Source organism: Thermatribacter velox, assembly GCF_038396615.1.
In the GTDB taxonomy this organism is placed as follows: Bacteria; Atribacterota; Atribacteria; order Atribacterales; family Thermatribacteraceae; genus Thermatribacter; species Thermatribacter velox.
In genome coordinates this window covers 1,147,834-1,174,656 of the sequence record NZ_CP121689.1, presented here as the reverse complement: position 1 = coordinate 1,174,656, position 26,823 = coordinate 1,147,834, and the positions used below count along the sequence as shown (strand labels likewise).

Sequence of the window (26,823 nt, the reverse complement as noted above, 5' to 3'; positions counted from 1 at the left end):
CGCTGTTCTCGGATGATTGCTCAAATCAAAAGAGTGACATCTGACCGTTGTCGAGCTTAAGCTTTAATCGCATGTGGTTATAGGGACGACCTTCATCGTTGGGGAAACCCCAAAAGCTGAAAAGGCGGTGAAGACCATAGGTTTGTTCCCATGGTTTTAGCTTTAGATTTTCGCACCACCGGACGACGAACTCGCCAAGCCTTCGTTTCACAGGGCGAATTGAAGCCGCCACAAGTGCCATCTGGCAAGCGCCAAGAAGCAAGTCTGTAAACTGTAGGAGGTCATTTGTTGCTGAATCGCAAAGCTGTAGCCTTATCGTGATAGTGGGAAATCGTCTGCCTTGCATTTGCGCTAGATACGAATCAAGCTCCGCACGATAGGGCAAATATTCCTCAAAGTTGTCAATCACCCCTTCATCGGGTCTGGTGGCTCGGTTTTTGGCATCCGAAACGAATTCGATGCTGAGCTGATCAAGCTCCTTTGGACCGAGATGCCAGACGATGCCCGCTTTTAGCGCCATAGCGGTAAATCGATTGTAGGCATGGAAATCATGAGCAAATCGCCGGTGATCATAGGCTGGGCTATGGCGATCAACGGCAAGACAAGAGAAATGCACAATCTCAGCGAGGGACCTTTCGAAAGCCTGCATCCACGAGCGAGCCACGCGGGCTTTTGCCCCGTATTCTCCCTCAAAAGACTTTGGAAGGCGACTGAAATGGATTTCGCCAAAATAGTTTTCACTCGAACGAATTTCAGAAAGTGCATTTAGGACCTTTTCAATATCCGTGCTCTTGACAAAGGACAGACCGATGAGCAACCAGCGTTTGTTGGGAATGCTCTCATCGTGAAAGACGAAATACTCGCCACAACGTACCACCGGATTCCCCCAAAGGTCCCGCATCAGAGTTCTCCCCGGAACGCCTTGTCCAGGATGGACTGTTCCAAGCGCTTAAATTCTTCTTCCGTCTCGGCCTGTGCAGCCTTGAGGGCGTGGATCTTCTCCTGCACGGCCTCAAGGTGTGCCACAATGCGGCGTTGTTCGTGGAGAGGTGGGAGGGGGATCTTCAGCGAAATCAGTTCCCTTTTCGTAATTGCGTTGAATGTCGAGCCATACCCAGATGTGGCGAGCATATTTTCTATCGAGCGAAGATAAAAGAGAAGGAAGGTACTTTCGATCTCAGAATCAACGCGAATAGCTGCAAGACCGCGGCCGATGCAACACCTCGATTCGGCTACGTTGGTGGGACCAACCGGTGCTCTCACGCTGATGAGGATGTCACCCGCTTCTGCAATCTTCTTTGGCTCTGTGCACCAAACACGAGGGGTCGGGTGAATTTCGCCAAAATCAGCTTTCCCTTGGAAAAAAGGCAATCCAATGCCATCCTTGTTATAGCTTGAGCTTGGGGGCGATTGACCCATAACAACCTGACACACCTCCCCCAACTTCACCCACCGCCAGCCGCTTGGCAGGTCGGAGCCGGGGCGGGGTAAGGTCTGGGTGAGGATGGACTGCCAGAGGCGCTCGGCGTCCTTTCTGGCCTCTTCGCGCAGCCGCCGCACCTCCCGAATGCGGCTCATCAGTTTCTCAATCCGCGCCACAATGCGGCGTTGTTCGGAGAGAGGTGGAAGGGGGATGAGGGCTTCCCGCAAAAACTCGGCGGGGACTCGTTGCTGGCCAACGCCGCCCCGGAAAGCAGCTTTAGCCGCCTTCCGGAAATCCTCACGCCGCACGAACAACCATACCCACTCCGATATCACCGCATCTGTGGGGCGCAATACATGAAACTCCGTTGACCCAAATCCAATCCCGTCAATGAGACCAGTCGCGACCGCCGACTTGCCGTTTTCCATGCAAGGCGTGATCTTCGCAAAAAGAACATCACCCTCCTCAAAATACGTGTAGCCTTTTCGGACATCTTTGAAGGCTCTTGCCTCCGCACTCGAGATGGTCCCTGTAATATCGTCAACGGCACTCATCGGGACGAACGACGTCAGCGCTTCCAAGTCCCGCGACATGCGGGGCCGCCGAGGATTGATCTCGCACACCTCCCCCAACCTCACCCACCGCCAGCCTTCGGGAAGTTTGTAGGGTCCTCCGGTCATGATACACCCTCCGCGTTCCCGTTGCTTAGAAGCTCATCCAACTCTTCCACGATCGCCAGAATCTCCCGTTCGCGCTCCAGGAGGCCTGCTACGATTTCCATGGGTGGTGGCAAGGTCTCGGTCTCCTTGCGGTTCGGGTTGCGGGCGGTGAGGTCATACCCGCGGGCCTTGATTTCCTCTACGGTAACAATCCAAGAACGTTCGGAGAGGCAGGTCTCGCGCGGACCTTGGCCCTTGCGACAGGCGTCCCAGGCTTTCCACAGTCTGCGGGCTTCGTCGAAGTGCTCGTCCTGGATGGGGCTCCCTTTACTGAATTTCTTGAGTCCCTCGGGAAGCAGCAATTCGTAATAAAAGACCTCCTTTGTCGGACCCGGGCGCTCAAAGAAAATAAGCGCGGTCTTCACATCCGAATAGGGCGCAAAGGTGCCGGGTGGAAGGCTCACCACGGTATGCAGGTTAAACTGCTCGAGGAGATCCTGCTTAACCGTGGCAAAGGCTCCGCCGCGGAAGAGCGTTCCCTCAGGCACGACCATGCCACAGCGGGCGCCGTCCCGGGGCTTGAGCTTCTTCATGATGTGTTGAAGGAAGAGAAGCTCTGTTGCCGAGGCCTGGACCGGGAAGTTGGCCTGGATGTGGCGTCCCTCTATACCGCCAAAGGGAGGATTAGTCAAGATGACATCAAAACGCTCGGAGACCTGGCGGATGTTCTCTTCCAGGGTGTTGCGGCGGCGGATCTGCGGGGCGGTGACGCCATGCAGCACCATGTTCATCAGGCCCAAAAGCGCCGGAAGGGGCTTTTTTTCCTGGCCGAAGAAGGTACGCTCCTGAAGCATCTTGTGGTCTTCAATGGTTTTTTCATCCTTCTTCATGTGAAGATAGGCCTGGGCGAGGAAGCCGCAGGAACCGCAGGCCGGGTCGTAGACTGTCTCGCCGATTTTAGGGTCCACTACCTCAACCACGAAGCGCACCACCGGACGCGGGGTGTAGAACTCGCCAGCCATGCGGTTCTCACTCCCCAACCTTCGGAGTAGCTCCTCGTAGACCTGGGAGACGGTGAAAATGTCGTCCTGGCTGTGGAAGTCGATTCCGTTGAGGATTTGCAGGACTTCCTTCAGGTTGTAACCCGAGGCGCAGACGATGACGTTGCGCTCGGCGAAGACCCCGCGCACGGTCTCGCGCAATGGGTCACCCCCAAGACTTTGTAGATAAGGGATCAGGCGACCATGGACGAACTCAAGGAGCCGGTCAGCGGGCCAGTCCTTCGTTGCCCAAGCGCTCCAGCGAAGGTCGCCGTCCAGAATGCGGGTATAGGTGCGACCGGCGAGCTTTGCTTGAGTTTCCCATTCATCTTCCTGAGCGTCGAGGAAACGCAGGAAGAGGAGCCAAGCCAGGTGCTCCACATACTCCATGATGCCGCCACAGTTGTTGTCGCGGCGCAGGATGTCACAAGCGCGCCAGATTTCGTTGGCAAGGGTTTCGCGTGTTTGCGGTCCGTTCATACAATAGCCTCCTCAGCGTAGATTCGTTCTCTCATTTCCTGAAGCGAGCGGCCCAGGGCTTCGGGTCCGCCAAAAATCCGGCTGATTTTCACCGCGCCGCCCCACTCGCGGAACGGAGAAACGCCGAAGACCTCTGGTTCGAGCTGCTCGATGCCACCCACGCGATACTTGTCCAGAAGTTCCAGGATCACCCGGCGGGCCTCTTCGGCATGGCGGCGGATGAATGCCTGCTCACGGTTCAGAAAGGCTTCGGTCCGCTCGCTTCTGGTGCGGATCGGCGAACCGAAAGCGATATGCGCAAGAAGATCGAAGGCGTCGGCATCCGGTTGTCCTAAGACCTCCGCAAGAACCTGCGGGTGCACGCTGGAGCGGGCGAGATCCTCGAGAAAAGCCTTGCGGCGTGCGGTATCCAGCCAGATGGCCCGCAGGTCCGACCGTGCGGGTGCCGCGTCAAGAATGCGGCGGCGGGTGTAGTCGCAGTACTGCTCGAGAGTGAGTTGCTCGCCCGTGGCTTCGATGACAAAGACCGCCTCGTCGGCAATGGTCACCTCCAGGCCCTCGACCCGGATCTTCCCACCCTTCTTTCGGGCTGGCTTGAGCGCCACCTCGACCTGGGTAGTCTCTTCCGCAAGCGTTTCTACACCGATGGAGCGGGTCGCAAAGCCACTTGCGCTCACGATGAGCTGGAGACAACCGGCGGGAAGGTTGTCGAAGCGGAAACGGCCCTGCTCATCCGTGCGGATCGGTCCCCGCTGGGAGTTTGGTCCGGTACGGACGGAAACGCTTGCACCGACAATGAGCTCCTGGGTATCGGCATGAAAAACCACGCCCTCAAGGCCTGCCGTCTGTGGGCCTTTTGGCAGGTCCGGCGGTGGGACGGGTGGCCTATCCCACTCGTCAAGGAGCCGGGTCGCACCCGTGTAGTCAATGATGCGGAACCAGTACTTGTCGGTCGCTGGGTCCAGGCGGCTTCCCCGGCCGATGATCTGCTTGAAGAGGATTGGCGAAGACACCGTCTTCATAAATACAATGTTCCGGCACGAAGGCACGTCCACACCGGTGGAAAGGAGCTCCGCGGTCGTTGCCACGACAGGAGCCGGCTTGTCCGAATCCGCAAAGGCCTCCAGGGCCCTGCGACCCTCTTCCCCTTCTTCGGAGATGATGGGCACGGCATAGTTGGAAAGTCCGGTCTCTGGGCCGAACTCGTCTTGAAGCAGCCGGGCTACCAATCGCGCGTGTTCCATATCCACGCAGAAGACCATGGTCTTCTCCATCTTCCCGAAGCGGCGTAGGAGCCCTGCAAGGTGCTGCACCATCGCGCGGGTGCGGTCGGGAAGCGTGATCTCACGCTCGAACTGAGGCGTTGTGTAAACCTTTCGGGGTTCCACATCTTCGGGAATGAAGACCTCGGCACCTTGCTCGACAGCCTCTTCCAGGTGTAGCCCTGTAACATCCACTGTGGTGCGAACCCGGTGGATTTTGTAAGTGGCAAGAAAGCCGTCTTCAATGCCACGCCCCAGGCTGTATTGGAAGGCAGGCGGGCGCCAGGTGCCGCGCTCCGGGTGTTCCGGGTCGATCGCGACCTCGGGTTCTTCTGAGCAGAAGTAAGCGTAAGTGTCAATGTTCTCGTCTTGCTTGGGCGTGGCAGTCATGCCAAGATGAATGGCAGACCCAAAATGATCCAAAATCTCGCGCCAGGTACCGAATCCGGAACGATGGCACTCGTCGATGATGACAAGGTCAAAGAAATCGGCCGGAAACTTTTCAAAGAGACGACGCCCTTCATCGTCCGGGCTCCAGAGAGTTTGATAGATGCCAAAGTAGAGATCGCGGGTCAAATTGGGCGGGTGTCCCTCGATTTTGTAACGCGGCTCACTGGTCCCATCTGCGAAGGGAGCGAAGGTGTTGTACGCTTGGTCACGCAGGACCACGCGATCAGCCAGAAACAGCACGCGGGTCGGACGTTCAGGGTGTTGTCTCTGGAGCCAGCCGGATTTGATCAGCTTCCAAACCACCTGAAAAGCAACGAAAGTCTTTCCTGTGCCGGTGGCCATGGTGAGTAGCACCCGCTTTCGGCCTTGCATGAGTCGTTTTACAATCTCCCGGATAGCAACTTCTTGGAAATAGAACGGTCTCTTGCCGCACATGGCCTCGGAGCAGTAGGGATAAAGGAGTGGGTTGGATCGCCGATTCGCACCATACTCCATCGGCTTGGTGACGCTTGAGGCATCGCCCCGCCCCAAATTCTGGCACCATCGATTCCACAACTCTTCAGGCGTTGGGAAGCGTTCGAGTTGCCTGCTTGTGTTTGTGAAAAAGTCGAATTCGATGATCTCGTGACCATTTGTCGCGTAGGCAAAGGCAAGTCCGAGGTCTCTGGCATAGGATTTGGCCTGCTCGAGACCTGCTTCTGCTAGCTCCGATTCTGCCTTGGCTTCTACAACCGCAATTGGAAAAGAATCCGAAACATAAAGAAGGTAATCGACTTTTCGCGCTTCACCTCGGCGTACGTGATTGCCTACCAGGATCACCCGACCCTGAGTGTACTGATGGTCTCGCCGGTAGTAGTGTTCGCGTGTGATTTGGGTGTCTGCCCAACCGGCGGCCTTCAATTTCGGGTCAATGAGTGTTGCGCGAGTGTCGGCTTCGTTTCTCATACAGCAGCCTCCATCAGTGGCACACTGTCATCAAACGGGTGGAAATTCTTTCGACCCGAGACTTCAGTATCTGGCCACAAATCGATCACCACTTTAATATCCGGAATGGTGCAAAAGAAAGGATCCTCAAACAAATTCGTCAAGTAGTTGCTGTAAGCGATGATGCCGAACCGGTTCCTTGATACCCCCTGCAATGCAGACATCTTTCCCCTTCTCGGCGGATCCACCATCAGGATCAGGCGGTAATAAGGGGAACATAACTCGCCAATCTTTCGTAGGACCTGATCCGCCAGGAGTTCCGCCATTACTCGCTCTTTCCACCTTTCGTATCTTCGTGTATTCCTTCCAAATAGCGGTCAATGGCAACCTTGCGGAAACACTAATAGCGACCAATCTTTCAGTACGGGGCTTTGCTTTTCCAGGCAAGCTTGTAGGGCGTCGATTTCGGTATCCTCAGGTAGGCAGACAACTCTTCGATGGTCAGGACGTCGTCTGGTTTTTCATCCATCGGAAGCACTTCTTTAACCACAAGGCAAATTTTGCATTATTACACCTTATCTATCACATTTAGTTTACAGTTAGTGACAGTTGGTGTCAAGAAATTTGGTATTTACCGTCTCTGGCTCGCGCCTGCCGGACGTGTCCTCGGTGCCTCCAATTCGGCCGTCCTACCCAAGCTGATGAACCGAATTTTGACTACCCTAATTGATGTTTGTTTCAAAGTCCTTCAAGATGTACTTCCAGATTGCCCACACAAGAGAAAAGGTAGGAAAAAATAAAAAACTCTTTCTTCTTCTGTTATGGATTGAGACGAAACCCCATGCACGTTTTGAAAAAGAAAAACTTTTCGAAAAGGGACTTGACCTTTGCTGTATATGGAAGGTTTTGGATAAATAATGATTTTTGGGAAAAAACCCAAAATATTTAAAAGGAGAAAGATTTACTCTTCACAAAATGGCAAGGGAAGGCAAAATTCCTGCTGTTAAAATTGCTAATCAATGGAGATTTAGAAAGGAAGATATTGATAGATGGCTTCAAGAGATAAGAAATAAAGAAACTCTCTCCAAATAAAGAAAAATAAAGAAGAATAAATTGACTCTTTTTTTTCTTTCTTAAAAGCTGAAAGTTTGAGCACAGGAAACTTTTTGGCATTTATGAAGATGCGGGTTTCTCCACCACATCATTATTTTAGTGTAATGTATGACATTACCGAGTACCAGGCCTCAGAGGTACCGGCTGAACCTTAATGCCCGCACTTGATGAAGCCAGCGCCGTTCAGACTTGGCTTAGATCCGGCAAGTTGGGTGGAGCTCCAGTGTACTTCTATCTCTTTGTCTCCCCTGGCTTGGAATCAGTGATGCTCGCGTTAGGTAACGCAACAAACTTGCTCGCTAGAATAGTGCTCTACCTGCAGTATCCAACTTATCTATTATTTTCCACTGTTTGTCCTCTTCGAGTGGTCAAGTCCGGATTTCGGTGTAAATTCTCCTCTGGTAGATGATTGCTTTATTTAAGCTACCCGAGAATGCTTGGTATCCCCTGCAGCCTCTACCCGCTTCACACTATCCTTTCTCCATTTCCAGTACTCCGTCATGTCAAAATAGCGGTGTTCGGTAGTCCAAGCTTCATCGATTTCCATGAGGACCGCTCCCATCAAACGTAGTGCAGACTCTTCGTTGGGGAAGATTTGAATTACCCATTCACGACGCCGGATTGGATTTCTTGGTTCAGCTGCTTTACACCGTTTGTAGTCCGCAAGCGCTTCCAATACCTCTCAGGCAAGGTCATCATTGCCACCGCGTCCTCAAAATCAGCCTCCAGCCATTCCACTGCCTCAGGAGCCCGTGGACGTAATCCCGGATCACATCGTCCATAAGTCAGCGCGCTGTTGCCAGATCCGGTGTGTCAAAGATCAATCGTAGCTACCCGTGCAGTTCGCGTTGCAGAGACTTGGGGCAGGCATCCAGGAGGTTGCGGACAAAGTGGGTTTGGCAACGTTGCCATGTTACCCCTTGAAAGTGGATCTCTACGGCTTTCACCAAGCACAAGATTTCGCTGTCTATGGTAACCTGGTATTGGGTCATCCCTTATCCTTCCTAGCAATGTTGGTTTACCTTTACATCTACCAGAGGGAGGGCGGCCTTTCCTGCTTTAACCCCATTCCATTTTTACACTATTATATCGGATATTACTCTTCAAAAGAGCACCTACAATTTTAGAAAAATCTTTTTCCTTATTACTCCACCCCGCAAATCAACCAAAATTTATCCAAAATCTCGATAAACTTTTCTTTATCACTCTTAAATAATTCCATTAGAAAAACACCGAATGCTTCTTTTGTATATCCCGTATACTCTGGATCTAAAACAACCAAACTATTAGGACTTCGTACTTGCTCTTCGCACTGGTCCCATAGTTGGTCGACATTATTCTCTATGATGCACAAGTGTTTAAAACGCTCAGATATCAGATATTCTTCGATTCCTAATCTCAGTAAATTTGCATATAACGGTTTGTGGGTGCGTAAAGCCCGTAAGGATTTGGGTGAGCGATAACAAACCTAATACCTGCTGTTATCTGCCGTTGCGCTCATCTTGCTATCTTTCATTATCTCTGCTAACTTTTATGATTTATTATCTTCTATGTGTCTCAAATATGTCTTTGAGGAAATCAAGCCCTTTTGCACCGTATAAATTGCATATTCTGTTGGCAATCTCTTTCTGGTTTTTCTCATATAACACGCAAACTATCTGCTGAATATCTTCTTTTTTGTAATCAGGATATATATTTGCGGAAAGCATTTCAAGGTAAATTTTACCAACTTTTGCTGGGGTTTTTGGAGCATGTTTCAATAGATATTCAATGAAAAAGGGAGTATTGAAATCTCTATCAACATATTTTGCTGAAAGTTTTAACCACTCAAAAATTTCATCATCTATTTCATCGATTAGTGACAACCATTTTGAGAGGTCTGAGATTAATTTTTGATATTCTGGGTTTTCTATATTCTGTTTTGCTAATTCATATAGGGTTTTCCAGAGGGGTTTTACTTTTATTTTTATTTTGTCGGTAAGTTTATCTCTCAACATCCAGAAGAAGCTTACTATCGCCGAAAGTTGTTCTATATTCCTATTTTCAATTAATTGAGAGATAAGGCTTTCTTTATCAATCAGCTTTTCCCAATCCTCTAAATATCCAATACATATATGCTGAACGAGTCGTTCTGTAATATGAAAATCACTGAAGTCAGCTTTTATAGCTTTGGCATAATGTTTGTTTTTTCTAAGCAAAAAGTAAAGGTCTTTATATACCACCGAAGAATAAAAAAGATAACCTGTAAAAGCAGCCTTCCAATGAATATCATTTTCTTTAGGAAATATCCTGTTTATATTGCTAATCACCCACTTTTTATCAAGCCAGTAAAGACTTGCTAAGTATTCACCCAGTATCACGGAAAATTCCAGTGAAGGCTCAATTTTACGATTAAGTCGCATCGTAAAATCTTCTTTGATACTTTTTATCCATCTTTCTTCATTTTCTCTTTTATACAAACGAGCATACCTAAGAGAATAGCTTATCATTGCTAAGAATATTTTCCCTTTAGTTGAATTCAAAACAGAAGTAACAAGGTCATTCATATCAAGAAGATCAGACTTGGTTTTTTCAACAAGGATGAGTAAAATCTTTTCCGCCTCGGGCAAAAGTTCAGGATTAAAAGCATGGTTATCATCTTTTGTTCCATTTTCAATAAGTTCTGCTATTTGGGAAATGATCCAATTTCTATAATTATCACCTTTATATTCTTCATTCCAAAAGTCATGCTGGGTAAGTAGTTTGGATATAAAATCGAAAACTACTCGCCAGTTAAGTTGTTTCTTTGAACGCCAGGCTTCATTAAAACCCCATAATAGTGCATGCTGATATGTTCTGGGAACATCCAGAAATGGATTTATATTATTAGTAAACTTTTCAGGGTTTTCTGATACACATTTCCTGAACGTATCCGAAAGTCCTTCTATATCCATCCATCCTGTTATACCCTTAAAGTTTATAAGATACTCTGCTATTTCTTCATTTGATTTATTAATAAGTTCGTTTTCTGTTACTGGACTTTCATATCCCAACTTAGTTTCCATCCAGAAGTCAAAACCCGGATGGTCAAGTTCTGCCGGATTTATTTTGTTATATTTTTCATAAGATGCCAACGCATCTGGATCTTTTGTATCTAAAAGTGTAGAAAGCCATTCTTTTTTTCGATAAGCAAGTCTCTTTTCAACTTGATCTTTATTATCTTTGATTTCTTCTGGTATGTAATAGTTTTTGGTTTCTATCCATTGTAGGACCTTATTAATTTGTTTCTTAGAAAAATAAAGGCAGTTATTTTTAAACAATTCGTACAACTCGTGTTTGAGTTGCTTTTCTTCAAGAGGATTCTCTTCCCATCTCCAGAATAAGTCATTCAACTCTTTGTAGTGATAATTAATTATGTGAATAGCGATCCTTTTAAAAATAGGATGTTCTTCTTTCAGTAATTCTTCTATATATTCTTTTAATTCTTTAGGTTCTGTAAATTCCAACATGTCTCGTACCAAATAAACTAACTGATTTTCATATTTATCAGGAAAACTTCTCTGGGGATGATCTTCTATAGTTGGTATCCATATAAAATTAAATTGTGTTTTATCTTCATTTACTATTTTTCTCATTTTATCTATACCAATTTTTGCAGCTTCAATACCACAAATTTTAGCTATTTGCGACTTATGAGCTTTTAAGGCTTCATAAAGCCAATACACATCCATTATTGATGTATAATCAAAAGAGCCCTCCTCTCCTAAAACAGAAGCTGTTTCTATTTTCTTATAATCCAAAATAATTTTTAATACTTCTAAAATTAGACCTTTAGCTTTTTCTCCTTTGCTTAGTAACTTAGGTAATACTGTTTCTTTTATTTCAGATGAAACTAATGAATTGTCCCATCTTGAATTTAAAGCTGTCTTTATAAACTCTATATGCTTATTGTTTATCTTCTCAATTGGTAATGAAAAAATAATTTTAATTATTACCCAATCAGTTCTATAATTTTCAATCCTTTCTCCGTTTTCATCTCTATAATCTATAATTTCCTGAATAATTTCTAATAATAAATTTGTTATTTCATCTGAAGTAGTTTCTTTATTCTTTTTAGCAACATTTTCCAGATATCCAAGAATATTCCAGTGAGGTATAGTAAAATATCCTCTTTGATTAGGAACCTCTTGGGGCTTAGGATTATTTGCAGAATTAAAATATCCTTTTTCTTTTAATGGTTTTAACCAAGGAAATGGATTAGATGAGGATGTTAGACATTTGAAAAAATGATTTCTCTGCGGTTCATCGTTTTTTATAATTTGAAAAATTCTTTCTGCTTTGCTTTTAGTATAGTGATTGGCAGCATCTTCGATTTCCTTGTATGTATCATACAAATAAGTTGAAACCTGATTTATCTCCCTGTTCCATTCTTCAATTACCTCGTAAAGCTGACCATATCCTTTCTCATCTTTCTCATATGGAAGAACTTCAATACCCATTGAATTGTAATAATACCGTTCAAATTCAAGGATGTTTTCTTCCCCTCTATAAAATGGAAGAAGAATAAAGTGTTTCAACTCCTTTTTTTCTTTCTTGATATCAAATTTTGTTATTAAAAAATCAAGCAACTCAAACTCTGCCATTCCATATCCAACAAAAAGTACTGTATATTCCCTAAATATTTTCTCTAAAAACGCTCTAAATGTTTGGTTATTGTAACGTTTAATATATTGAGGTACTGTGAAAATAAGCGAATCTTTATCTTTGATAGAACCGTGAATATGATAGAGTTTGGTTCTGTCTATGTTTGAAGGATTAAAATCGTTTTCCCTATACACAATCCGTGTTGGTACAAATTTACTATCAAAGTATTCATCCGCATTTGTTGTAATGAAAAGTCCTCGTAAGCGATATAATTCATCATAAATATTTTGAGATTTGAGAAGTTCTTTATCAGCTGTAAGAGAGTTCTTCAGCTCCTCATAAAAGATATCTTCAAAGCCGTTCTTTTTTAATAAGTAATAACAAATAGTAATAGACTTTTTGTGATCCTTGCTTTGAATAAGAGTTTCTTTTTCCTTAAAATTTATAAGTGTAGAATCATCTTTCTTTTTGGTTGAAAAACATCTATCGACAAGATTTCTAGCAAGTTGATCCCAACCCATGCATCCAATTAACCGTGATACTCCAGCACCGATAAAAACAGCAAGGGTTCCGTGATTCACAGCTTCAACAATTTTATCTGGAACTTCTGGAACTGGTAGTATTTCTTGTTTCATATTATTGCCTCACTAATAGATAGTTGTGATAGCAACTTCATATAACGTGTGGTGAATAAAAGAAGCCGCCGAAGGCGATTTGGGCAAAGCATAGCGAAGTCTTTTATCCGCTGTCAGGCGATGTGCTGTCTGAAGATTAATACTCACCATGCAACCATTTTCTTAATATTGCGGCTTTCTCTATCCTGCCCAATTTCAAATATGCTTGATACTCATATTCTAAAGATAAAACTGGTATTTTCATCCCTTGTATCTCTACAAACTTCTTGTGTTTATTCAAATCCACAGGATTCTCCCAACTTCCGTCTTCAAGCCGTTTCTGAATATCTCCCATAATTTCCACCTTTACTCCATCAATAATTAATGCACCGAAGTGCGAACGGATTTTTTCTGTAGAGGAGAACCTAACCTTTTCACTCACAAACTCGGAAAAGAGGCGTTCGATCTCATAGGCTCCTGCCTTGTCAGTCTGAATGTCAATATCATGGATTTCGATGGGAACACCCTGCAGCGCAAAACCAAGACTGCCTGTAACTACCCAATTCACGTTTTCACTCTTTAGCCGATCGTATATTTTGCGAAGAACACAAAGATATTCAGGCTTAATCATTTCCTTACCTCGGACAACATTTTACCTAATCGTTCATAATTGAACTCATGATTCCACCCCATCATGCCGTCCAATGGATTTTTTATCTTTGCAGGACTTACTTTGTTTACATGAGTATAAGTTTCCGTTGTCTTACCACTTTTGTGTTCGAGTATTTCCTGTATGTACCTTAAATCAACTCCGCCTTTAAGAGGATGTGTCGCGAAACTATGCCTTAGAGAATGCACATTTTCTGTCTTTCTTCGGACGCTTTATTTCGTAAATGATAGTGCATTTGTTTACACTTTAAAGATTAGCAACTTTTTCAAAGTGTATAATTCGACTTCTTTGATATTTCTCGTGTTCGTCAATAAAGTTGCCTTCACGATTTTTTAAGAAGTGCGTGTAGGTCTTCTTTTGCATCGTTTTCGAGGAATAGGGCCTCGCAAGGATTCCGGTAGACTCCCCCTACACTTTGAACTGCTTCCAGGGCCTCTTCTTTAGACAAACCTCGCCCGTGGACTAACCATGCAGCAAGGACATGTCCAGTCCGTCCACATCCAGCAGAGCAATGCATGACAACTTTCTTGTTATTTGTGCACGCCCCCTCTAAAAAGGGTAAAATTTTTTCCTTAAACTCAGCCAAACTGCAAATACAGCAATCTCCCACTGGCGCCCAGCAGACATTAGCCTTTCCAAACTCTCTGCAATACAAATCTAAAAGGTTTATCTCGTAATAATCGAGTTCTTCTTGCGAAAGAAGACAACAAACGCCTTCAATGCCCTGTTGTTTCATGAAAGAAACCCACCCCTCGACTTCTTCCAAGCCCACATGCTCTGAACCATAACCGGGTCTCTGAGCTCCAAATACCATTTGTTCTCCTTCGCGCGCTGGACCGAAGTTAAACTCGCTCATTTTACTTTCCCCTCCAACAATTCAAATTTTGTTTATACTTCGTTCGCGCACCTCCTTTCCTACTGTTGTTTTGCTTTGTCATTATAATAACACTATTCCTACTATCTCAAACCAAAACACCAAAGCCCATGAAGCAAACCTCACGATGTTACCCTAAACAAGCCGCGCAAGGCAGGGCTGAAAAATAACTTCGCGTGTGCTTGACAAAAAGTGAGTATTACATCAGAATGAAGTTGCTCTGTTCAAACCATAGTAGCCCACGATCATTTTCTAAGTCCAACACTTCGCTAAGAATCCCAGCTTTCGCGAAAGGCATCGAATTCGTGTGCTTTGCCTAAATTACAAAAACCTATTCGTCACCTTCCGCTTCGTAAGTGCAACAAGAACACCTGTTAAAGAGCAAGTAGATCACGAGAGGAGGTGAATCCGTTGTCAAAATACCTGGTTATTCATGCTATGGCATCACCCATACCAGTCGTTCAGGCTGAAAAGGTGGCGAAAGCGGCCAAAACCCTTTCAAGTTCCGACGCCTATTGGGTTAGTAGTTGGGTGCAGTTGGACAGCAAAGGCAATGTAGCAAAAATTCTGTGCGAATGGGACGCAAAAGACCTTCCTACGCTCAAAAAGACCATGGAACAAGCGAAAAACATGCTCCCTGACTTCCCTGCCGAAGGACCTTATCCAATGATGAAAGTAGATGGAGAATCTTACCGGTAGATATTTTTCTGAAACAGTATCTGAAAAAGCTACGGAAATGATTACCAAAGAAAAAGGTCCTGATAACTTATCAGGACCTTTTTCAAAGCAACTCTTAAAAATAATGGCTCCTCGGGCAGGATTCGAACCTGCAACCCTCCGGTTAACAGCCGGATGCTCCACCGTTGAGCTACCGAGGAGCGCTCTACGCTGAAGAATTATAGCCAGTTTACTCCGATTCGTCAAGATAATCCCGCAATTTTTTGCTTCGGCTGGGATGTCTCAACTTACGAAGAGCCTTGGCTTCGATTTGCCGAATCCGTTCTCTGGTCACCCCAAAAATCTGCCCCACTTCCTCGAGAGTATGGGGCTTTCCATCTTCAAGGCCAAAACGGAGTTTAAGCACCATGCGCTCTCTTTCTGAAAGGGTGTTCAAAACACTCTCCAGTTGCTCACGTAAAAGAGTGTACGATGCCGCCTGAGGAGGCGCCATGGCACCGGTATCCTCTATAAAGTCCCCAAGATGGCTATCCTCTTCTTCGCCAATCGGAGTTTCCAGAGATAACGGTTCCTGAGCAGTTTTCATTATTTCCTGAACTTTTTCAACCGTAATCCCCATTTCATTAGCTATCTCTTCGGGAGTGGGTTCTCGACCCAGACGTTGAGTAAGCTGCCTGGACACCCGAATGAGCTTGTTTATGGTTTCCACCATGTGCACCGGGATGCGGATGGTTCTTGCCTGATCAGCAATCGCTCGGGTTATGGCCTGCCGTATCCACCAGGTCGCATAGGTGCTGAACTTGTAACCCTTGCGGTAGTCAAACTTTTCGACCGCTCTGATAAGTCCCAGGTTACCTTCCTGAATCAGATCCAGGAAGAGCAACCCTCTACCTACATAGCGCTTAGCAATGCTTACTACCAACCTCAAGTTGGCTTCGATAAGCTTTTTCTTGGCTTCCATGTCTCCTTGTTCGATCCTTTTGGCGAGTTCTACTTCCTCTTCAGGCGTGAGCAATGGAACCTGACCAATTTCCTTAAGATACATCTTGACCGGGTCATCAACCCCTATTCCCTTGATTTCTTCAAATTGCAGGTCCTCGCTCTCGGAGCTTTTTTCCGCTTCTTCGCGAAGTGCTTCTTCGTCGGATACTTCGATACCCAGGTCAGAAAGGGTGCTGTAGATATCATCCAAACGCTCAACATCCACTACCTGGTCTCCCAAAAAATCGTTAAGCTCCTTGAAGGTGATGTACCCCTTCTTCTTGCCACTCTCCAATAACGGAGATATGGTCGAAGAGGGGTAAGCATCGTACTCGCTATACATATTCTTTTTCTTGCGGTTGGACGCCAAGGCGACCTCTCCCTTTCTATTTTTTAACTTTCTATTAATTCCTTTTCTTTCTTGAGAATCTGGTCGTATTCCTTTAACTTCTCCTGAAGAAGAGCCTTGAGCCTTCGCTGCTCCTCCTCAGGCAAAGCACTCCTTGAGAGCTGTGCTGATATTCGAGAAAGCTCTCTTTCAGTGCTTTTCCGACGCCGAGAAAGTGCATTTTTTTTAACTGTTCTGACCAAATCCTGGACCACTTCTTCTCTTTCCAGTCCAAACTCGAGATCCTCCCGAGTAGCTATTTCCGAAATCAGGCGCTGCATATCAGAATCATTGATAAAAACCGCTGCCAGATCAGCAAAAGAAAAATCCTTTTTCTTCAAAATCAAAGTATTTATGGCTCGCCACAAACGGCGGTTATTGGAATAGGAAAAATCATCTTCCTCAAATTCTTTTAGAAGTTTCTCTCGTGAAGATAAATCTTCCAACAATTTCTTTATAATCATTTTTTCGGCTTTTATATTCCCGGGTTCCCTCAAATCAGTGGTCAATACTGGATTTCTTTCTGCCGTTTTGCCCTGAGTGTCTGTTGCTTTCCCTACTGCCCTATAAACGAGTGATTCTTCTACACCAAGTGTCCTGGCCAGTTGCTTTATGCGGAGTTCGCGCTCTATAACATCCACAACCCGTAAGTAAGGAACCAAAGTCTGAATAATCTTAACTTTGGATTCCACAGTTTTATAACCATGCTGCTTGAGTAATAATTCCAAGTAAAAATCAAAATACGACATTTCCTGAGATAAAATTTTGAAAAGCGCCTCTTTACCCCTTTGCCTTAAAAGTGAATCCGGATCAAAAGGAGGAGGAATGCGAACTATTTTGACTTCAAGCCCCTGGGCTCGGAGCAATTCCACTCCTCTCAGTGTAGCCGCCTCTCCGGCGCTATCGGAATCGAAGCAGAGTGTCACCTGCTGGGTATACCTCCGCAACAGCGAAGCTTGCTGAGAAGTGAAGGCCGTTCCCATGGAAGCGACACAGTTTCCTACCCCAGCTTCGTAGAGAGCCAAAAAATCCATGTATCCCTCAACAACCACTGCTTTTCCGGCCTTACGAATAGATCCCTTGGCAGCAAAAAGCCCATAAAGAGTTTTACTCTTAGAAAAAACGGGGCTGTCCGGAGCATTGACGTACTTAGGAGTCTCTCCCGAGAGGGATCTCCCTGCAAAACCGATTATCCTCCCCTGGTCATCATGGAGGGCAAAAGTTATTCGACCTCTAAAGCGGTCCAGCAACTGGCCACCTTTACTCAAAACTCCTGCTCCGCTTGATAAAAACTCTTTCCCGGAAAAACCCTGTTTCATGAGATAATTCAATGTTTCCCTGCCTTCTGGAGGAGAAAATCCGATACCAAAGCGTTCTATTGTTTCCAGCTTCAGCCCGCGCTCTTCAAGCAGATACCGCTTTGCTTTCTGTGCTTCCTGACTCTGGGGATTTGCCAGTTGAGCTTGGTAGAATCGTTGCAGGACTCTGTGAAGTTCCAGAAGACGTTTTCTTTCCAGCGCTTCTCCGGAAAGAAAATCACTCTTTCTTTCCGGCAACGATACCCCATACTTTTCAGCAATGATGGTAACCGCCTCCGGAAAACTCACTCCTTCTATTTTCATGATGAAGGAAAAAATATTACCTCCTACGCCACAACCAAAACAGTGGAAAATCCCTTTTTCCGGGGAAACGATAAAGGAAGGAGTTTTTTCTTCGTGAAAAGGGCAGAGTGCCCGGTAGTTTTTACCTGCGGGTTTTAAATCCACATACTGGGAGACCAGGTCCACAATATCAACTTTTTCCCGTATTTCTTCAAGGAATTCCTGAGGAAAAAACAAACCCAACCACCTAACCTGAAGGCCCTGAGGAGCACTCAGGGCCTTCAGTCAAAATGAGCAGTTAACGAATGAAAATTGGGGCAAAAACTAAGGCTACAATGGACATCAACTTAATGAGAATGTTCAGCGAAGGCCCAGCCGTATCTTTAAATGGGTCTCCTACTGTGTCACCTACTACTGCTGCTGCATGCTGCGGAGAACCTTTTCCGCCCAGGTTGCCTTCCTCAATGTACTTTTTGGCATTATCCCAGGCTCCACCAGAATTTGCCATCATTACTGCCAGCATCAAGCCAGAAACAATAGCTCCTGCCAGAAGCCCACCCAGAGCTTCTTTGCCTAAAGCAACTCCAACGATCAGGGGAACTATTACAGCCAGAATGCCGGGTAAAATCATTTGAGAAAGAGCTCCCCGGGTGCTGATATCCACGCATCGGGCATAGTCTGGCTTGGCTTTGCCTTCCATAAGACCAGCAATTTCACGAAATTGCCTGCGCACTTCTTCCACCATTCTAAAGGCTGCCCTGCCAACTGCTCGAAGCGCCAGTGAGCTGAAAAGGTAGGGCATCATAGCGCCAATGAAAAGTCCTACCACGGTCATGGGCTTGATGAGGTCGATAACCTTGAGGTTCACTGCTGCACCGTAGGCTGAAAAAAGAGCCAGAGCGGTCAGTGCGGCTGAGCCAATTGCCAGGCCTTTTCCGATAGCAGCGGTGGTGTTACCCAGAGCATCAAGCGAGTCAGTTATCTTGCGGACATTGGGTCCCAACCCTGCCATCTCAGCTATTCCACCCGCGTTATCAGCAACAGGGCCATAAGCGTCGATGGCCAGAGTCATGCCAGTAATAGAGAGCATGCCCAGTGCAGCAACCGCGATACCATAAATTCCTGCTGCCCAGTAAGAGACCAGTATCGCTCCACAGATGAGTATTACTGGCACAACCACGCTTTCCATACCTACTGAAAGCCCATCGATGATGACCGTGGCTGGTCCGGTTTTCGATGCTTCAGCAAGGTTGCGAACGGGCTTGAAGTGGCTCGAAGTGTAGTATTCGGAAATGAGACCGATAGCAATTCCTGCAATCAAGCCAGCTACTGTGGCGACGAAAACGCTGAGATTGCCAAAGAGGGCCAGAGACAAGATCAGGCTGAACACAGCAGCCAGAAGGCCACTTATGTAAGTGCCTCGATTCAAAGCGGCGGCAAGGCCCTTTTCGTCTTTAGCATTTACAAAGAAAGTGCCGATGATTGCAGCAATAATTCCAAAAGCTGCCATTAAAAGAGGATAGGCTACTCCTGCAAAACCAGAGAAAAGGGTTACTCCAAGGATCATTGCAGCAATGATGGAACCCACGTAAGATTCAAAGAGATCGGCACCCATTCCGGCTACGTCACCAACGTTGTCACCCACGTTGTCAGCGATAACTGCCGGGTTGCGTGGGTCATCTTCGGGTATGCCGGCTTCAACTTTTCCTACCAGGTCAGCGCCCACGTCAGCCGCTTTGGTGTAAATTCCTCCACCAACACGAGCAAAGAGCGCAATAGAGCTGGCTCCCAATGCAAAGCCATTGATTACCTCTGGATCGCGGATAATAGCATACAGGATTCCCAAGCCCAGAAGGCCAAAACCAACCACACACATTCCCATGAAAGCTCCGGCGGAAAAAGCCACTTTCAGTGCCTGGCTGACGCCTTCAGTGGCTGCCTGGGTGGTACGGGCATTACTTCTGGTTGCGATGCGCATTCCCGCAAATCCAGCAAGACCAGAACAAAAAGCACCTACCAGGAAACAAGTTGCGGTAACCCAGTTGCGGGCAAAACCAAGCACGACGAACATAACTATCACGAAGAAGATCAGGAAACTGTACTCTCGCTTCAAAAAGGCCATGGCCCCTTCCTGAACCGCTTTGGATATTTCCTGCATGCGTTCATTTCCAGGGCTACAGCGGTTGATTTTCTGTGCCAGCGAGAGCGCAAAAAGAACTGCTATTAAGCCTGCAATCGGGGCAAAAAGCACTACTCCCATCATAACTCCTCCTTTCTATGTTATTCTGCTTTTCTATTAGCTTCCCCGCTGCCCGGGCCACTGCCTTGTTGAGGCCAGGGATCAGGGAGAAAATATTTTTTGTACATGTACAGAGCGTACCTATCAGTCATACCTGAAATAAAGTCGCAAATAATTCTATCAAGAGAAACCTCTTTTGGTAAGCAGAAAGAGCATTCTTTTTGAAAAAAATCAGGATGCTCGAGAAAAAAAAGATAAAGGTCCTTAATCAGCCTCTTGGCTTTGCTCCTCACCCTTACCTGTTCATCGCTGAAGTAAACCCTTTGAAAAAGAAAGCTACGTAACTCTTCAGTGGCTTCTCTGGTCTCTTGACTCATGGTGATACGGTCAGAGTTAATACTACTCAGCACCACATCCTTAACCATGTGGTCTATTCTTTCTCGATGGGTGCTTCCAAGCACAGCAATTGAATTTCTCGGCAATTCTGCTTCCCTAATAAGGCCGGCCCTGAGTGCATCGTCAATGTCGTGGTTGACGTAGGCTATCACATCTGCAAGGCGCACCACTTGCCCTTCCAGGGTAGCGGGAAGGTCTTCTTCCGAACAAAGCAAAGTGCTGGAATGAGTCTTGGAATGCTTCAGGATGCCGTCTCTGACTTCCCAGGTCAAGTTCAGACCCTGGCCATCCCTTTCGAGTAGATCCACCACTCTGAGACTCTGTTCATTGTGCCTGAAGCCCTCGGGATAAACTTCGTTAAGCGCTTCCTCTCCAGCATGGCCAAAAGGAGTGTGCCCCAGGTCATGTCCTAAAGCTATAGCTTCGGTGAGGTCTTCATTAAGGCGAAGAGCTCGGGCTATAGTACGGGCAATTTGTGCCACTTCAAGGGTATGGGTGAGACGGGTGCGGTAATGGTCTCCCTCAGGGCTGAGAAAAACCTGGGTTTTGTGCTTCAGTCTTCGAAAGGCTTTACTGTGAATAATGCGGTCCCGGTCGCGCTGAAAGGCGTTGCGCAGGTCGCATTCTGCTTCAGGATACTTTCTCCCTCTGCTTTGGGAACTCAAAGTAGCATAAGGGGAAAGAAGCTCCCGCTCTTTCTCTTCCCAGAATCTTTTTATTTCCTCTATTTTCAAGGTTATCACCCGAAGAACCGGGGGATGTTTCCCCCGGTTCAGGAATTTGAAGCTTTGAATTGTTACTTCTCTGCTTCAATTGCAGCCTGTGCCGCTGCCAGACGAGCAATAGGTACCCGGAATGGTGAACAACTGACATAGTTAAGGCCTATTTTGTGACAGAACTTAACTGATTTGGGTTCTCCACCATGCTCACCACAGATACCACACTTCAGGTTAGAACGAGTACTTCTTCCTTTCTGGACACCCATCTGCATCAGCTGGCCGACGCCTTCCTGGTCCAGAACCTGGAAGGGATCTTCTTCGAGAATTCCTTTCTCTTCATAGTAGAAGAGGAACTTACCTTCAGCATCGTCTCTGCTGTAACCAAAGGTCATCTGAGTCAGGTCGTTAGTTCCAAAGGAGAAGAACTCGGCGTATTCAGCAATCTGGTCTGCAACCAGTGCCGCTCGAGGTACCTCGATCATGGTTCCGAAGCTATAGCTAACATCCACGCCATATTCCTTGATGACGGCCTGGGCAACTTCATCCAGCTTCTCCTTAAGAACTTTAATTTCATTTCGGTGGCCAACCAGCGGAATCATGATTTCCGGAATTACTTTAATGCCTTCTTTTGTCAGTTCGCAGGCTGCTTCCATAATTGCCCGAACCTGCATTTCAACGATTTCCGGATAGAGAATGCCCAGGCGGCATCCGCGCAAACCAAGCATTGGGTTGGCTTCGTGGAGGTTGCGGACTATTTTAAGCAGATTTTCTTTTTCTTCGAGTTCAGGACCGGTTACTCCCTTGACGCGAAGGGTGGTCACTTCCACCAGCAGATCCTCGAGCTTGGGCAAGAACTCATGCAAAGGAGGATCGATCAAGCGGATGGTTACCGGTTTCCCTTCCATAATGCGGAAAATCTCCTTGAAGTCGCCCTTCTGCATAGGTTCTATCTCACTGAGTGCTTTTCTGCGCTCTTCTTCATTCTGAGCCATGATCATTCTCTGCACGCTGGGAAGCCGGTCTGGAGCCATGAACATATGCTCTGTACGGCAGAGTCCAATACCCTCTGCTCCAAACTCCAGTGCTTTCTGAGCGTCCTGAGGTGTATCAGCGTTAGCACGCACTCCCAGTTTTCTCACTTCGTCAGCCCAGGAAAGGAGAGTCTGGAAATCTCCAGAAAGCTGAGGTGGAATGGTCTTTACCTGACCCAGGATAACTTCTCCAGTTCCACCGTCTATGGTGATGTAATCACCCTCTTTCACTACTGTGCTGTTTACGGTGAACTGCTTCTTGTCGAGATCAATTTTGATTGCTTCACAGCCGGCAACACAGGGTTTACCCATTCCGCGAGCTACCACTGCAGCATGGCTGGTCATACCTCCACGGCTGGTCAGAACACCTTGAGCAGCAACTACGCCGTGAATATCATCGGGAGTGGTTTCAGGTCTGACCAGGATGACCTTTTCACCCTCGTTACCCAGCTTTTCGGCTTCATCAGCGTCAAACACTACCTTACCGTATGCAGCACCAGGTGATGCGGGAAGCCCTTTAGCAAGTACTTGGATTGGCTGACTGCGGTCAATCTGGGGATGCAGAAGCTGGTTCAGCTGGTTGGGGTCTACTCTCAAAATAGCAGTCTTCTTGTCGATGAGTCCCTCTTTGACCATATCCACAGCGATTTTGATTGCTGCCTGAGCAGTTCGCTTACCGGTTCGAGTTTGAAGAAGGTATAATTTACCCTTCTCGATAGTGAACTCAAAGTCCTGCATATCTTTGTAGTGCTTTTCAAGAATTTCATAAACCTTTTTTAGCTCTTCAAAAGCTTTGGGAAGCTCCTTTTCCATCTCCACGATTGGTTTGGGCGTCCTGATGCCAGCAACAACGTCCTCACCCTGAGCATTGAGAAGATACTCGCCGTAGTATTCTTTCTCTCCGGTAGAAGGGTTACGGGTGAATCCAACACCGGTTCCAGAATCAAAGCCCATGTTTCCAAACACCATCATCTGAACATTTACTGCAGTTCCCCAATCGTCAGGAATGCCATGAATTTTGCGGTAAGTGATTGCACGCTTGTTGTTCCAGGACTCAAACACGGCATTGATGGCTCTTTTGAGCTGTTCATAAGGTTCTTGAGGGAAGTCTTCTCCGGTTTCTTTTTTATAGAGTTCTTTGTATTTCTGGATTACCTTTTTAAGAGCTTCAGCATCTAAATCAGTATCCAGCTTAGCTCCTACTTCTTCCTTAACTTCGTCGAGGATGGCTTCGAATTTGGAATGGTCAATGCCCATAACCACGTTGCCGAACATCTGAATGAATCGCCGATAGCAGTCGTAGGCGAAGCGCTTGTCCCCGGTCAACTTAGCCAGGCCTTCTACCACCTCGTCATTAAGCCCCAAATTGAGGATAGTGTCCATCATGCCTGGCATGGAAACGGGTGCTCCAGAACGGACCGAAACCAAAAGCGGATTGTTGGGATCGCCAAACTTCTTACCGCTTTTTTCCTCAAGTTGTTTAAGATTAGCCAGGATTTCCTCTTCAAGCCCTTCTGGCCACTGCTCGTTGTTCTTGTAATAGTGGGCGCAGGCCTCAGTGGTAATGGTAAACCCTGGTGGCACCGGCAGGCCGATGCGGGTCATTTCAGCAAGATTGGCTCCCTTACCACCCAGGAGCATCTTCATTGAAGCGTCTCCTTCGCCAAAAAAGTAAACGTATTTCTTTTTGTTCATGATGCTTCCTCCTTCTTTTTATTGTTAATAAGATTTGCTATTTTCTCGCTGATTTCTCTGGTAGTCAAATTGGTTATGTCAATAATCTCACAACCCAGCTTTTTATATATCGTCATGGCGAAATCCAGTTCTTTTTTTACTACTTCAGGTTGTGCTTTCCTGCTGAGCCTGTCCAGGCCCAGAGCGTTGATTCTCTCTGCTCTAACCCTGCTCAGGTCCATTTCATTTATCCAAATACCTACCGGGACAACGCCTTTCTTACAACTTTCTCTAATCACCTCCTCGAGATCGTAAGGAAGCGGTAAATCAGGGTTGAGAAGGATAAATCCACACTTCAATCCCTTTTCTGCAAGCATGAGAGTAATTTCATCCCGATGGGGATACCACACGCTGAAGACGATTACATCAGCCTTGTCAAGATTGGAAATACTGAAGCCGGTACTCTTTTCCATCGAATACTCCAGAGCTTCAGCGTGGCTGGGAGTTTCCTCAAGGCTCTGGAAGAGGCCTGGTTTGCCCCTCGGTTGACGAGCACTGGCTTTTTTCAAAGCTTCCACAATGGGACCCAAAAGGTCCAGTGCAAAAATACCGCGGTTTACACTTTCAGCGCGGAGCCGGCTGGCCATTTCTTCGTTGACCAGCGTATACACCACGAGGTCTTGGATTCTCACCATGTCCAGAATGTTTTCTATGGTCTCCCAGTGGCGAACCTTGGTGAAGGGTAAAATGTTCACCCGGGGTAACTCAAACTGCACCAGTGCTGCCTGCACCACCGAGAGAGCTGTTTTACCGGTGCCATCGGATATTACAAAAATGTTAAAATCGTCTCTCGAGGTCGTTTCCTTTTTAACTTCCACCGTTTTCCTCCTGAATAACCACCTGGGATAAATCCGCAAACCGATGCCATAAAAGAACTATTTTTTTCATCAGCGCAAGTCGGTTTTTGCGTATCGCTTCCTCAGGAGCCATAACCAGGACTTTTTCAAAAAACCGGTCCAGGACAGGAACCAAAGTATAGAAATCTTCAAACAATTTTTGGTAATTCCCTTCCTTCAGAGAGCTTTCAAAATTTTTTTCAAAGCGCAAAAGAGACTGATAAAACTCTCTCTCAATTTCCTCTTGTAAGAGTTGTTCGTCCACATTTGCGCTTCCGTCAAAATTTTTACTTATGTTGTAAGCGCGAGTGAAACCAGTCAAAACTGCTTCTAAAACACTCTTCTCAGCATCCCAGAGCTTTTGCAAGGCTGAAGCTCGAAGGTAAACCTCGTAAATATCGTCGATTGGAATACCCAACACTGCATTGATGATTGAGTAATTGATACCCTGTTCCAAAAGGAAGGTGCGCAAACGGGTTAGCAAAAAGGCCAGTACCTTTTCCACCACGGCTTCGTCAAAAGACACAAAACCCTGTTCTGCAATCAGAGAGAGATTTTCGCGAATGAGCTCTTTAATACCTAAAAACCAGCACTTATTTATTATGAGGCCAATAAGGCCCTGGGCCAGTCTTCTGAGACCCAAAGGATCTTCAGAACCACTGGGAATACGCTCTAAGGCAAAGCTCGAAACAATGGTGTCCACCCGGTCAACTAGACTCAAAACGCTTCCAACCAGCGTTTTGGGATAATTTCCCTCTGATGGAGAAAAGTACTGTTCTTCAATAGCCAGCGCAACTTCTTCAGCTTCCCCATCTTCCTGGGCATAAACCCGACCCATGTAACCCTGGAGTTCAGGAAATTCCTTGACCATTTCACAGGCCAGGTCTGCTTTGGCAAGAAAAGCAGCTCGCTCTAAGAACTGTGCTTTTTCCTTGCCAACATGGAGTTTCTGAGCCAAGTACCTGCTCAGCTGAATTAGGCGCTGAGTCTTTTCCCACATGGTACCCAGCGATTCCTGAAAGACAACACCTTTTAATTTGTCGACTTTATCAGAAAGAGAGCTCCTTCGATCTTCATGAAAGAAAAAGAGAGCGTCTTCGAGTCTGGCCCTTAAGACTCTTTCGTTGCCTTTGATTATGATTTCGCTTCCATCAGCAGGTCGGTTCAAAACCACCATAAAATGAGGAGAGAGGTTGCCCCTCTCATCCGTACAGGCAAAGTAGCGCTGGTGATGTTTCATAACTGTTATCAATACCTTTGAAGGTAGGGTAAGATACTTTTCCTCAAAGCGCCCTACTCCTACTCCAGGATATTCTACCAGAAAGTTTACTTCTTCTAAAAGGTTTTCATCTCTCAACCAAAATATGCCTTCTTCCTGAGCACAGGAAGTCAAGAGCTCCTCTATTTTCGCCCTTCTTTCTTGAGGATCGGCTATTACAAAAGCTTTACGAAGGGTATCCAGATAGGTTTCTGCACTGGAAATGGCCACTTTGCCAGGGCAAAGAAACCGATGTCCCCTACTAAACTTGGAGGAAGTTATGTCTGCAAATTCAAAAACGATTTCTTCATCATCAAGAAGCGCAACTAACCATCGTATAGGACGCACAAAGGCGACGTTTCCTTCGCCCCAGCGCATGGAACGCGAAAACTGGAGACACGAAAGCGCTTTCTTAAGAACCTGAGGAAGAATTTCCTTAATCGCCTTGCCCGGAATCTCTTTGCGCGCAAACACGTAAGTTCCTCGCTCGGCTTCTTTAATAAACAGAGAGCTGGGTTCCACTCCCTGAGCTTGTGCAAAAAGTAAAGCGGGTTTCAGCCACTCCCCTTCTGGCGAAAGGGCCACTTTTTTAGGAGGGCCTTTTACCTCCAGAACCTGTTTTCTTTGAAACTCTTCCACTCCATGCAAGAGGATGGTAACCCGCCTTGGGGTACCTAATACTTTATGTTCACCAAAAATAATCTGTTCTGACCTCAAAACATCCAGGAAGACTTCCTCGAATTTCTCGAAAACCTCCTCTTTAAGGCTCGAGGGAAGTTCTTCCATGCCAACTTCCACCAGGAGAGTTTTCCCAGAAGAACTCATCTTCT

At 46.5% G+C, this 26,823-nt stretch carries 20 protein-coding genes and 1 tRNA gene; 2 read left to right on the top strand and 19 right to left on the bottom strand.

The window, feature by feature from the left end:
- Nucleotides 1–25: 25 nt before the first annotated feature.
- From QBE54_RS05835 to QBE54_RS05815, 5 genes are read right to left on the bottom strand one after another with little or no spacing between them, the layout of a single operon-like run.
- Entirely contained in the window at nucleotides 26–901 is an 876-nt protein-coding gene (locus QBE54_RS05835; RefSeq protein ID WP_369017264.1) for a DUF3800 domain-containing protein, read from the bottom strand.
- Nucleotides 901–2,103, bottom strand: a complete 1,203-nt coding sequence (locus QBE54_RS05830; protein ID WP_369017263.1) for a restriction endonuclease subunit S — start codon at nucleotides 2,101–2,103, stop codon at nucleotides 901–903. Before QBE54_RS05830 ends, QBE54_RS05835 begins: the two co-directional genes overlap by 1 nt.
- Complete coding sequence (locus tag QBE54_RS05825) at nucleotides 2,100–3,602, bottom strand: N-6 DNA methylase (protein ID WP_369017262.1); 1,503 nt, start codon at nucleotides 3,600–3,602, stop codon at nucleotides 2,100–2,102. Before QBE54_RS05825 ends, QBE54_RS05830 begins: the two co-directional genes overlap by 4 nt.
- Entirely contained in the window at nucleotides 3,599–6,259 is a 2,661-nt protein-coding gene (hsdR, locus tag QBE54_RS05820) for an EcoAI/FtnUII family type I restriction enzme subunit R (protein ID WP_369017261.1), read from the bottom strand. Before hsdR ends, QBE54_RS05825 begins: the two co-directional genes overlap by 4 nt.
- Complete coding sequence (locus tag QBE54_RS05815) at nucleotides 6,256–6,564, bottom strand: hypothetical protein (protein WP_369017260.1); 309 nt, start codon at nucleotides 6,562–6,564, stop codon at nucleotides 6,256–6,258. The genes hsdR and QBE54_RS05815 overlap by 4 nt, the downstream gene beginning before the upstream one ends.
- 598 nt (nucleotides 6,565–7,162) lie before the next feature.
- On the opposite strand from QBE54_RS05815, the gene QBE54_RS05810 reads away from it, so the two are divergent.
- Nucleotides 7,163–7,330 carry a helix-turn-helix domain-containing protein gene (locus QBE54_RS05810; RefSeq protein WP_369017259.1) on the top strand — a complete coding sequence of 56 codons (168 nt, stop codon included), beginning with the start codon at nucleotides 7,163–7,165 and terminating at the stop codon, nucleotides 7,328–7,330.
- A 439-nt stretch (nucleotides 7,331–7,769) separates the two neighbouring features.
- On the opposite strand, the gene QBE54_RS05805 is transcribed toward QBE54_RS05810, so the two are convergent.
- The 6 genes from QBE54_RS05805 to QBE54_RS05780 all read right to left on the bottom strand — a co-directional run bounded on the left by QBE54_RS05805 (nucleotide 7,770) and on the right by QBE54_RS05780 (nucleotide 14,114).
- Nucleotides 7,770–8,027, bottom strand: a complete 258-nt coding sequence (locus QBE54_RS05805; protein ID WP_369017258.1) for a transposase — start codon at nucleotides 8,025–8,027, stop codon at nucleotides 7,770–7,772.
- 154 nt (nucleotides 8,028–8,181) lie between these two features.
- Nucleotides 8,182–8,343: a transposase gene (locus tag QBE54_RS05800; RefSeq protein WP_369017257.1), complete on the bottom strand. Its 162-nt coding sequence runs from the start codon at nucleotides 8,341–8,343 to the stop codon at nucleotides 8,182–8,184.
- A 549-nt stretch (nucleotides 8,344–8,892) separates the two neighbouring features.
- Nucleotides 8,893–12,609, bottom strand: coding sequence for an SIR2 family protein (locus tag QBE54_RS05795; RefSeq protein WP_369017256.1), 3,717 nt, complete (start codon nucleotides 12,607–12,609; stop codon nucleotides 8,893–8,895).
- 136 nt (nucleotides 12,610–12,745) lie between these two features.
- Nucleotides 12,746–13,219, bottom strand: coding sequence for a hypothetical protein (locus tag QBE54_RS05790; protein ID WP_369017255.1), 474 nt, complete (start codon nucleotides 13,217–13,219; stop codon nucleotides 12,746–12,748).
- Nucleotides 13,216–13,446, bottom strand: a complete 231-nt coding sequence (locus QBE54_RS05785; protein WP_369017254.1) for a tyrosine-type recombinase/integrase — start codon at nucleotides 13,444–13,446, stop codon at nucleotides 13,216–13,218. Before QBE54_RS05785 ends, QBE54_RS05790 begins: the two co-directional genes overlap by 4 nt.
- A 134-nt stretch (nucleotides 13,447–13,580) precedes the next feature.
- Nucleotides 13,581–14,114, bottom strand: a complete 534-nt coding sequence (locus tag QBE54_RS05780; protein WP_369017253.1) for a dual specificity protein phosphatase family protein — start codon at nucleotides 14,112–14,114, stop codon at nucleotides 13,581–13,583.
- A gap of 429 nt (nucleotides 14,115–14,543) precedes the next feature.
- Between QBE54_RS05780 and QBE54_RS05775 the strand changes: the two genes are divergently transcribed.
- Nucleotides 14,544–14,831: a hypothetical protein gene (locus QBE54_RS05775; protein WP_369017252.1), complete on the top strand. Its 288-nt coding sequence runs from the start codon at nucleotides 14,544–14,546 to the stop codon at nucleotides 14,829–14,831.
- Between the two features lie 104 nt (nucleotides 14,832–14,935).
- Here QBE54_RS05775 and QBE54_RS05770 read toward each other — a convergent pair.
- From QBE54_RS05770 to glyS, 8 genes are all read right to left on the bottom strand, one after another.
- Nucleotides 14,936–15,010: transfer RNA gene (locus QBE54_RS05770), tRNA-Asn, on the bottom strand.
- Nucleotides 15,011–15,039: 29 nt separating this feature from the next.
- A complete protein-coding gene (gene rpoD, locus QBE54_RS05765) occupies nucleotides 15,040–16,134 on the bottom strand; it encodes an RNA polymerase sigma factor RpoD (RefSeq protein WP_369019403.1) in 1,095 nt (364 codons plus the stop codon).
- A 50-nt stretch (nucleotides 16,135–16,184) separates the two neighbouring features.
- Nucleotides 16,185–18,017, bottom strand: a complete 1,833-nt coding sequence (gene dnaG / locus QBE54_RS05760; protein WP_369017251.1) for a DNA primase — start codon at nucleotides 18,015–18,017, stop codon at nucleotides 16,185–16,187.
- Nucleotides 18,018–18,078: 61 nt separating this feature from the next.
- Entirely contained in the window at nucleotides 18,079–20,043 is a 1,965-nt protein-coding gene (locus QBE54_RS05755) for a sodium-translocating pyrophosphatase (protein ID WP_369017250.1), read from the bottom strand.
- Between the two features lie 17 nt (nucleotides 20,044–20,060).
- Nucleotides 20,061–21,149 carry a deoxyguanosinetriphosphate triphosphohydrolase gene (locus tag QBE54_RS05750; RefSeq protein ID WP_369019402.1) on the bottom strand — a complete coding sequence of 363 codons (1,089 nt, stop codon included), beginning with the start codon at nucleotides 21,147–21,149 and terminating at the stop codon, nucleotides 20,061–20,063.
- 62 nt (nucleotides 21,150–21,211) lie between these two features.
- A complete protein-coding gene (ppdK, locus tag QBE54_RS05745; protein WP_369017249.1) occupies nucleotides 21,212–23,860 on the bottom strand; it encodes a pyruvate, phosphate dikinase in 2,649 nt (882 codons plus the stop codon).
- A complete protein-coding gene (locus tag QBE54_RS05740) occupies nucleotides 23,857–24,717 on the bottom strand; it encodes a kinase/pyrophosphorylase (protein WP_369017248.1) in 861 nt (286 codons plus the stop codon). The genes ppdK and QBE54_RS05740 overlap by 4 nt, the downstream gene beginning before the upstream one ends.
- Nucleotides 24,707–26,818 carry a glycine--tRNA ligase subunit beta gene (gene glyS / locus QBE54_RS05735; RefSeq protein WP_369017247.1) on the bottom strand — a complete coding sequence of 704 codons (2,112 nt, stop codon included), beginning with the start codon at nucleotides 26,816–26,818 and terminating at the stop codon, nucleotides 24,707–24,709. The genes QBE54_RS05740 and glyS overlap by 11 nt, the downstream gene beginning before the upstream one ends.
- Nucleotides 26,819–26,823 lie beyond the last annotated feature (5 nt).

Bases quoted from the DNA above. Each gene is read 5' to 3' on its own strand.
- QBE54_RS05835 (WP_369017264.1), bottom strand. From the start codon at position 901: ATGCGGGACCTTTGGGGGAATCCGGTGGTACGTTGTGGCGAGTATTTC.
- QBE54_RS05830 (WP_369017263.1), bottom strand. From the start codon at position 2,103: ATGACCGGAGGACCCTACAAACTTCCCGAAGGCTGGCGGTGGGTGAGG.
- QBE54_RS05825 (WP_369017262.1), bottom strand. From the start codon at position 3,602: ATGAACGGACCGCAAACACGCGAAACCCTTGCCAACGAAATCTGGCGC.
- hsdR (WP_369017261.1), bottom strand. From the start codon at position 6,259: ATGAGAAACGAAGCCGACACTCGCGCAACACTCATTGACCCGAAATTG.
- QBE54_RS05815 (WP_369017260.1), bottom strand. From the start codon at position 6,564: ATGGCGGAACTCCTGGCGGATCAGGTCCTACGAAAGATTGGCGAGTTA.
- QBE54_RS05800 (WP_369017257.1), bottom strand. From the start codon at position 8,343: ATGACCCAATACCAGGTTACCATAGACAGCGAAATCTTGTGCTTGGTG.
- QBE54_RS05795 (WP_369017256.1), bottom strand. From the start codon at position 12,609: ATGAAACAAGAAATACTACCAGTTCCAGAAGTTCCAGATAAAATTGTT.
- QBE54_RS05790 (WP_369017255.1), bottom strand. From the start codon at position 13,219: ATGATTAAGCCTGAATATCTTTGTGTTCTTCGCAAAATATACGATCGG.
- QBE54_RS05780 (WP_369017253.1), bottom strand. From the start codon at position 14,114: ATGAGCGAGTTTAACTTCGGTCCAGCGCGCGAAGGAGAACAAATGGTA.
- rpoD (WP_369019403.1), bottom strand. From the start codon at position 16,134: ATGTATAGCGAGTACGATGCTTACCCCTCTTCGACCATATCTCCGTTA.
- QBE54_RS05755 (WP_369017250.1), bottom strand. From the start codon at position 20,043: ATGATGGGAGTAGTGCTTTTTGCCCCGATTGCAGGCTTAATAGCAGTT.
- ppdK (WP_369017249.1), bottom strand. From the start codon at position 23,860: ATGAACAAAAAGAAATACGTTTACTTTTTTGGCGAAGGAGACGCTTCA.
- glyS (WP_369017247.1), bottom strand. From the start codon at position 26,818: ATGAGTTCTTCTGGGAAAACTCTCCTGGTGGAAGTTGGCATGGAAGAA.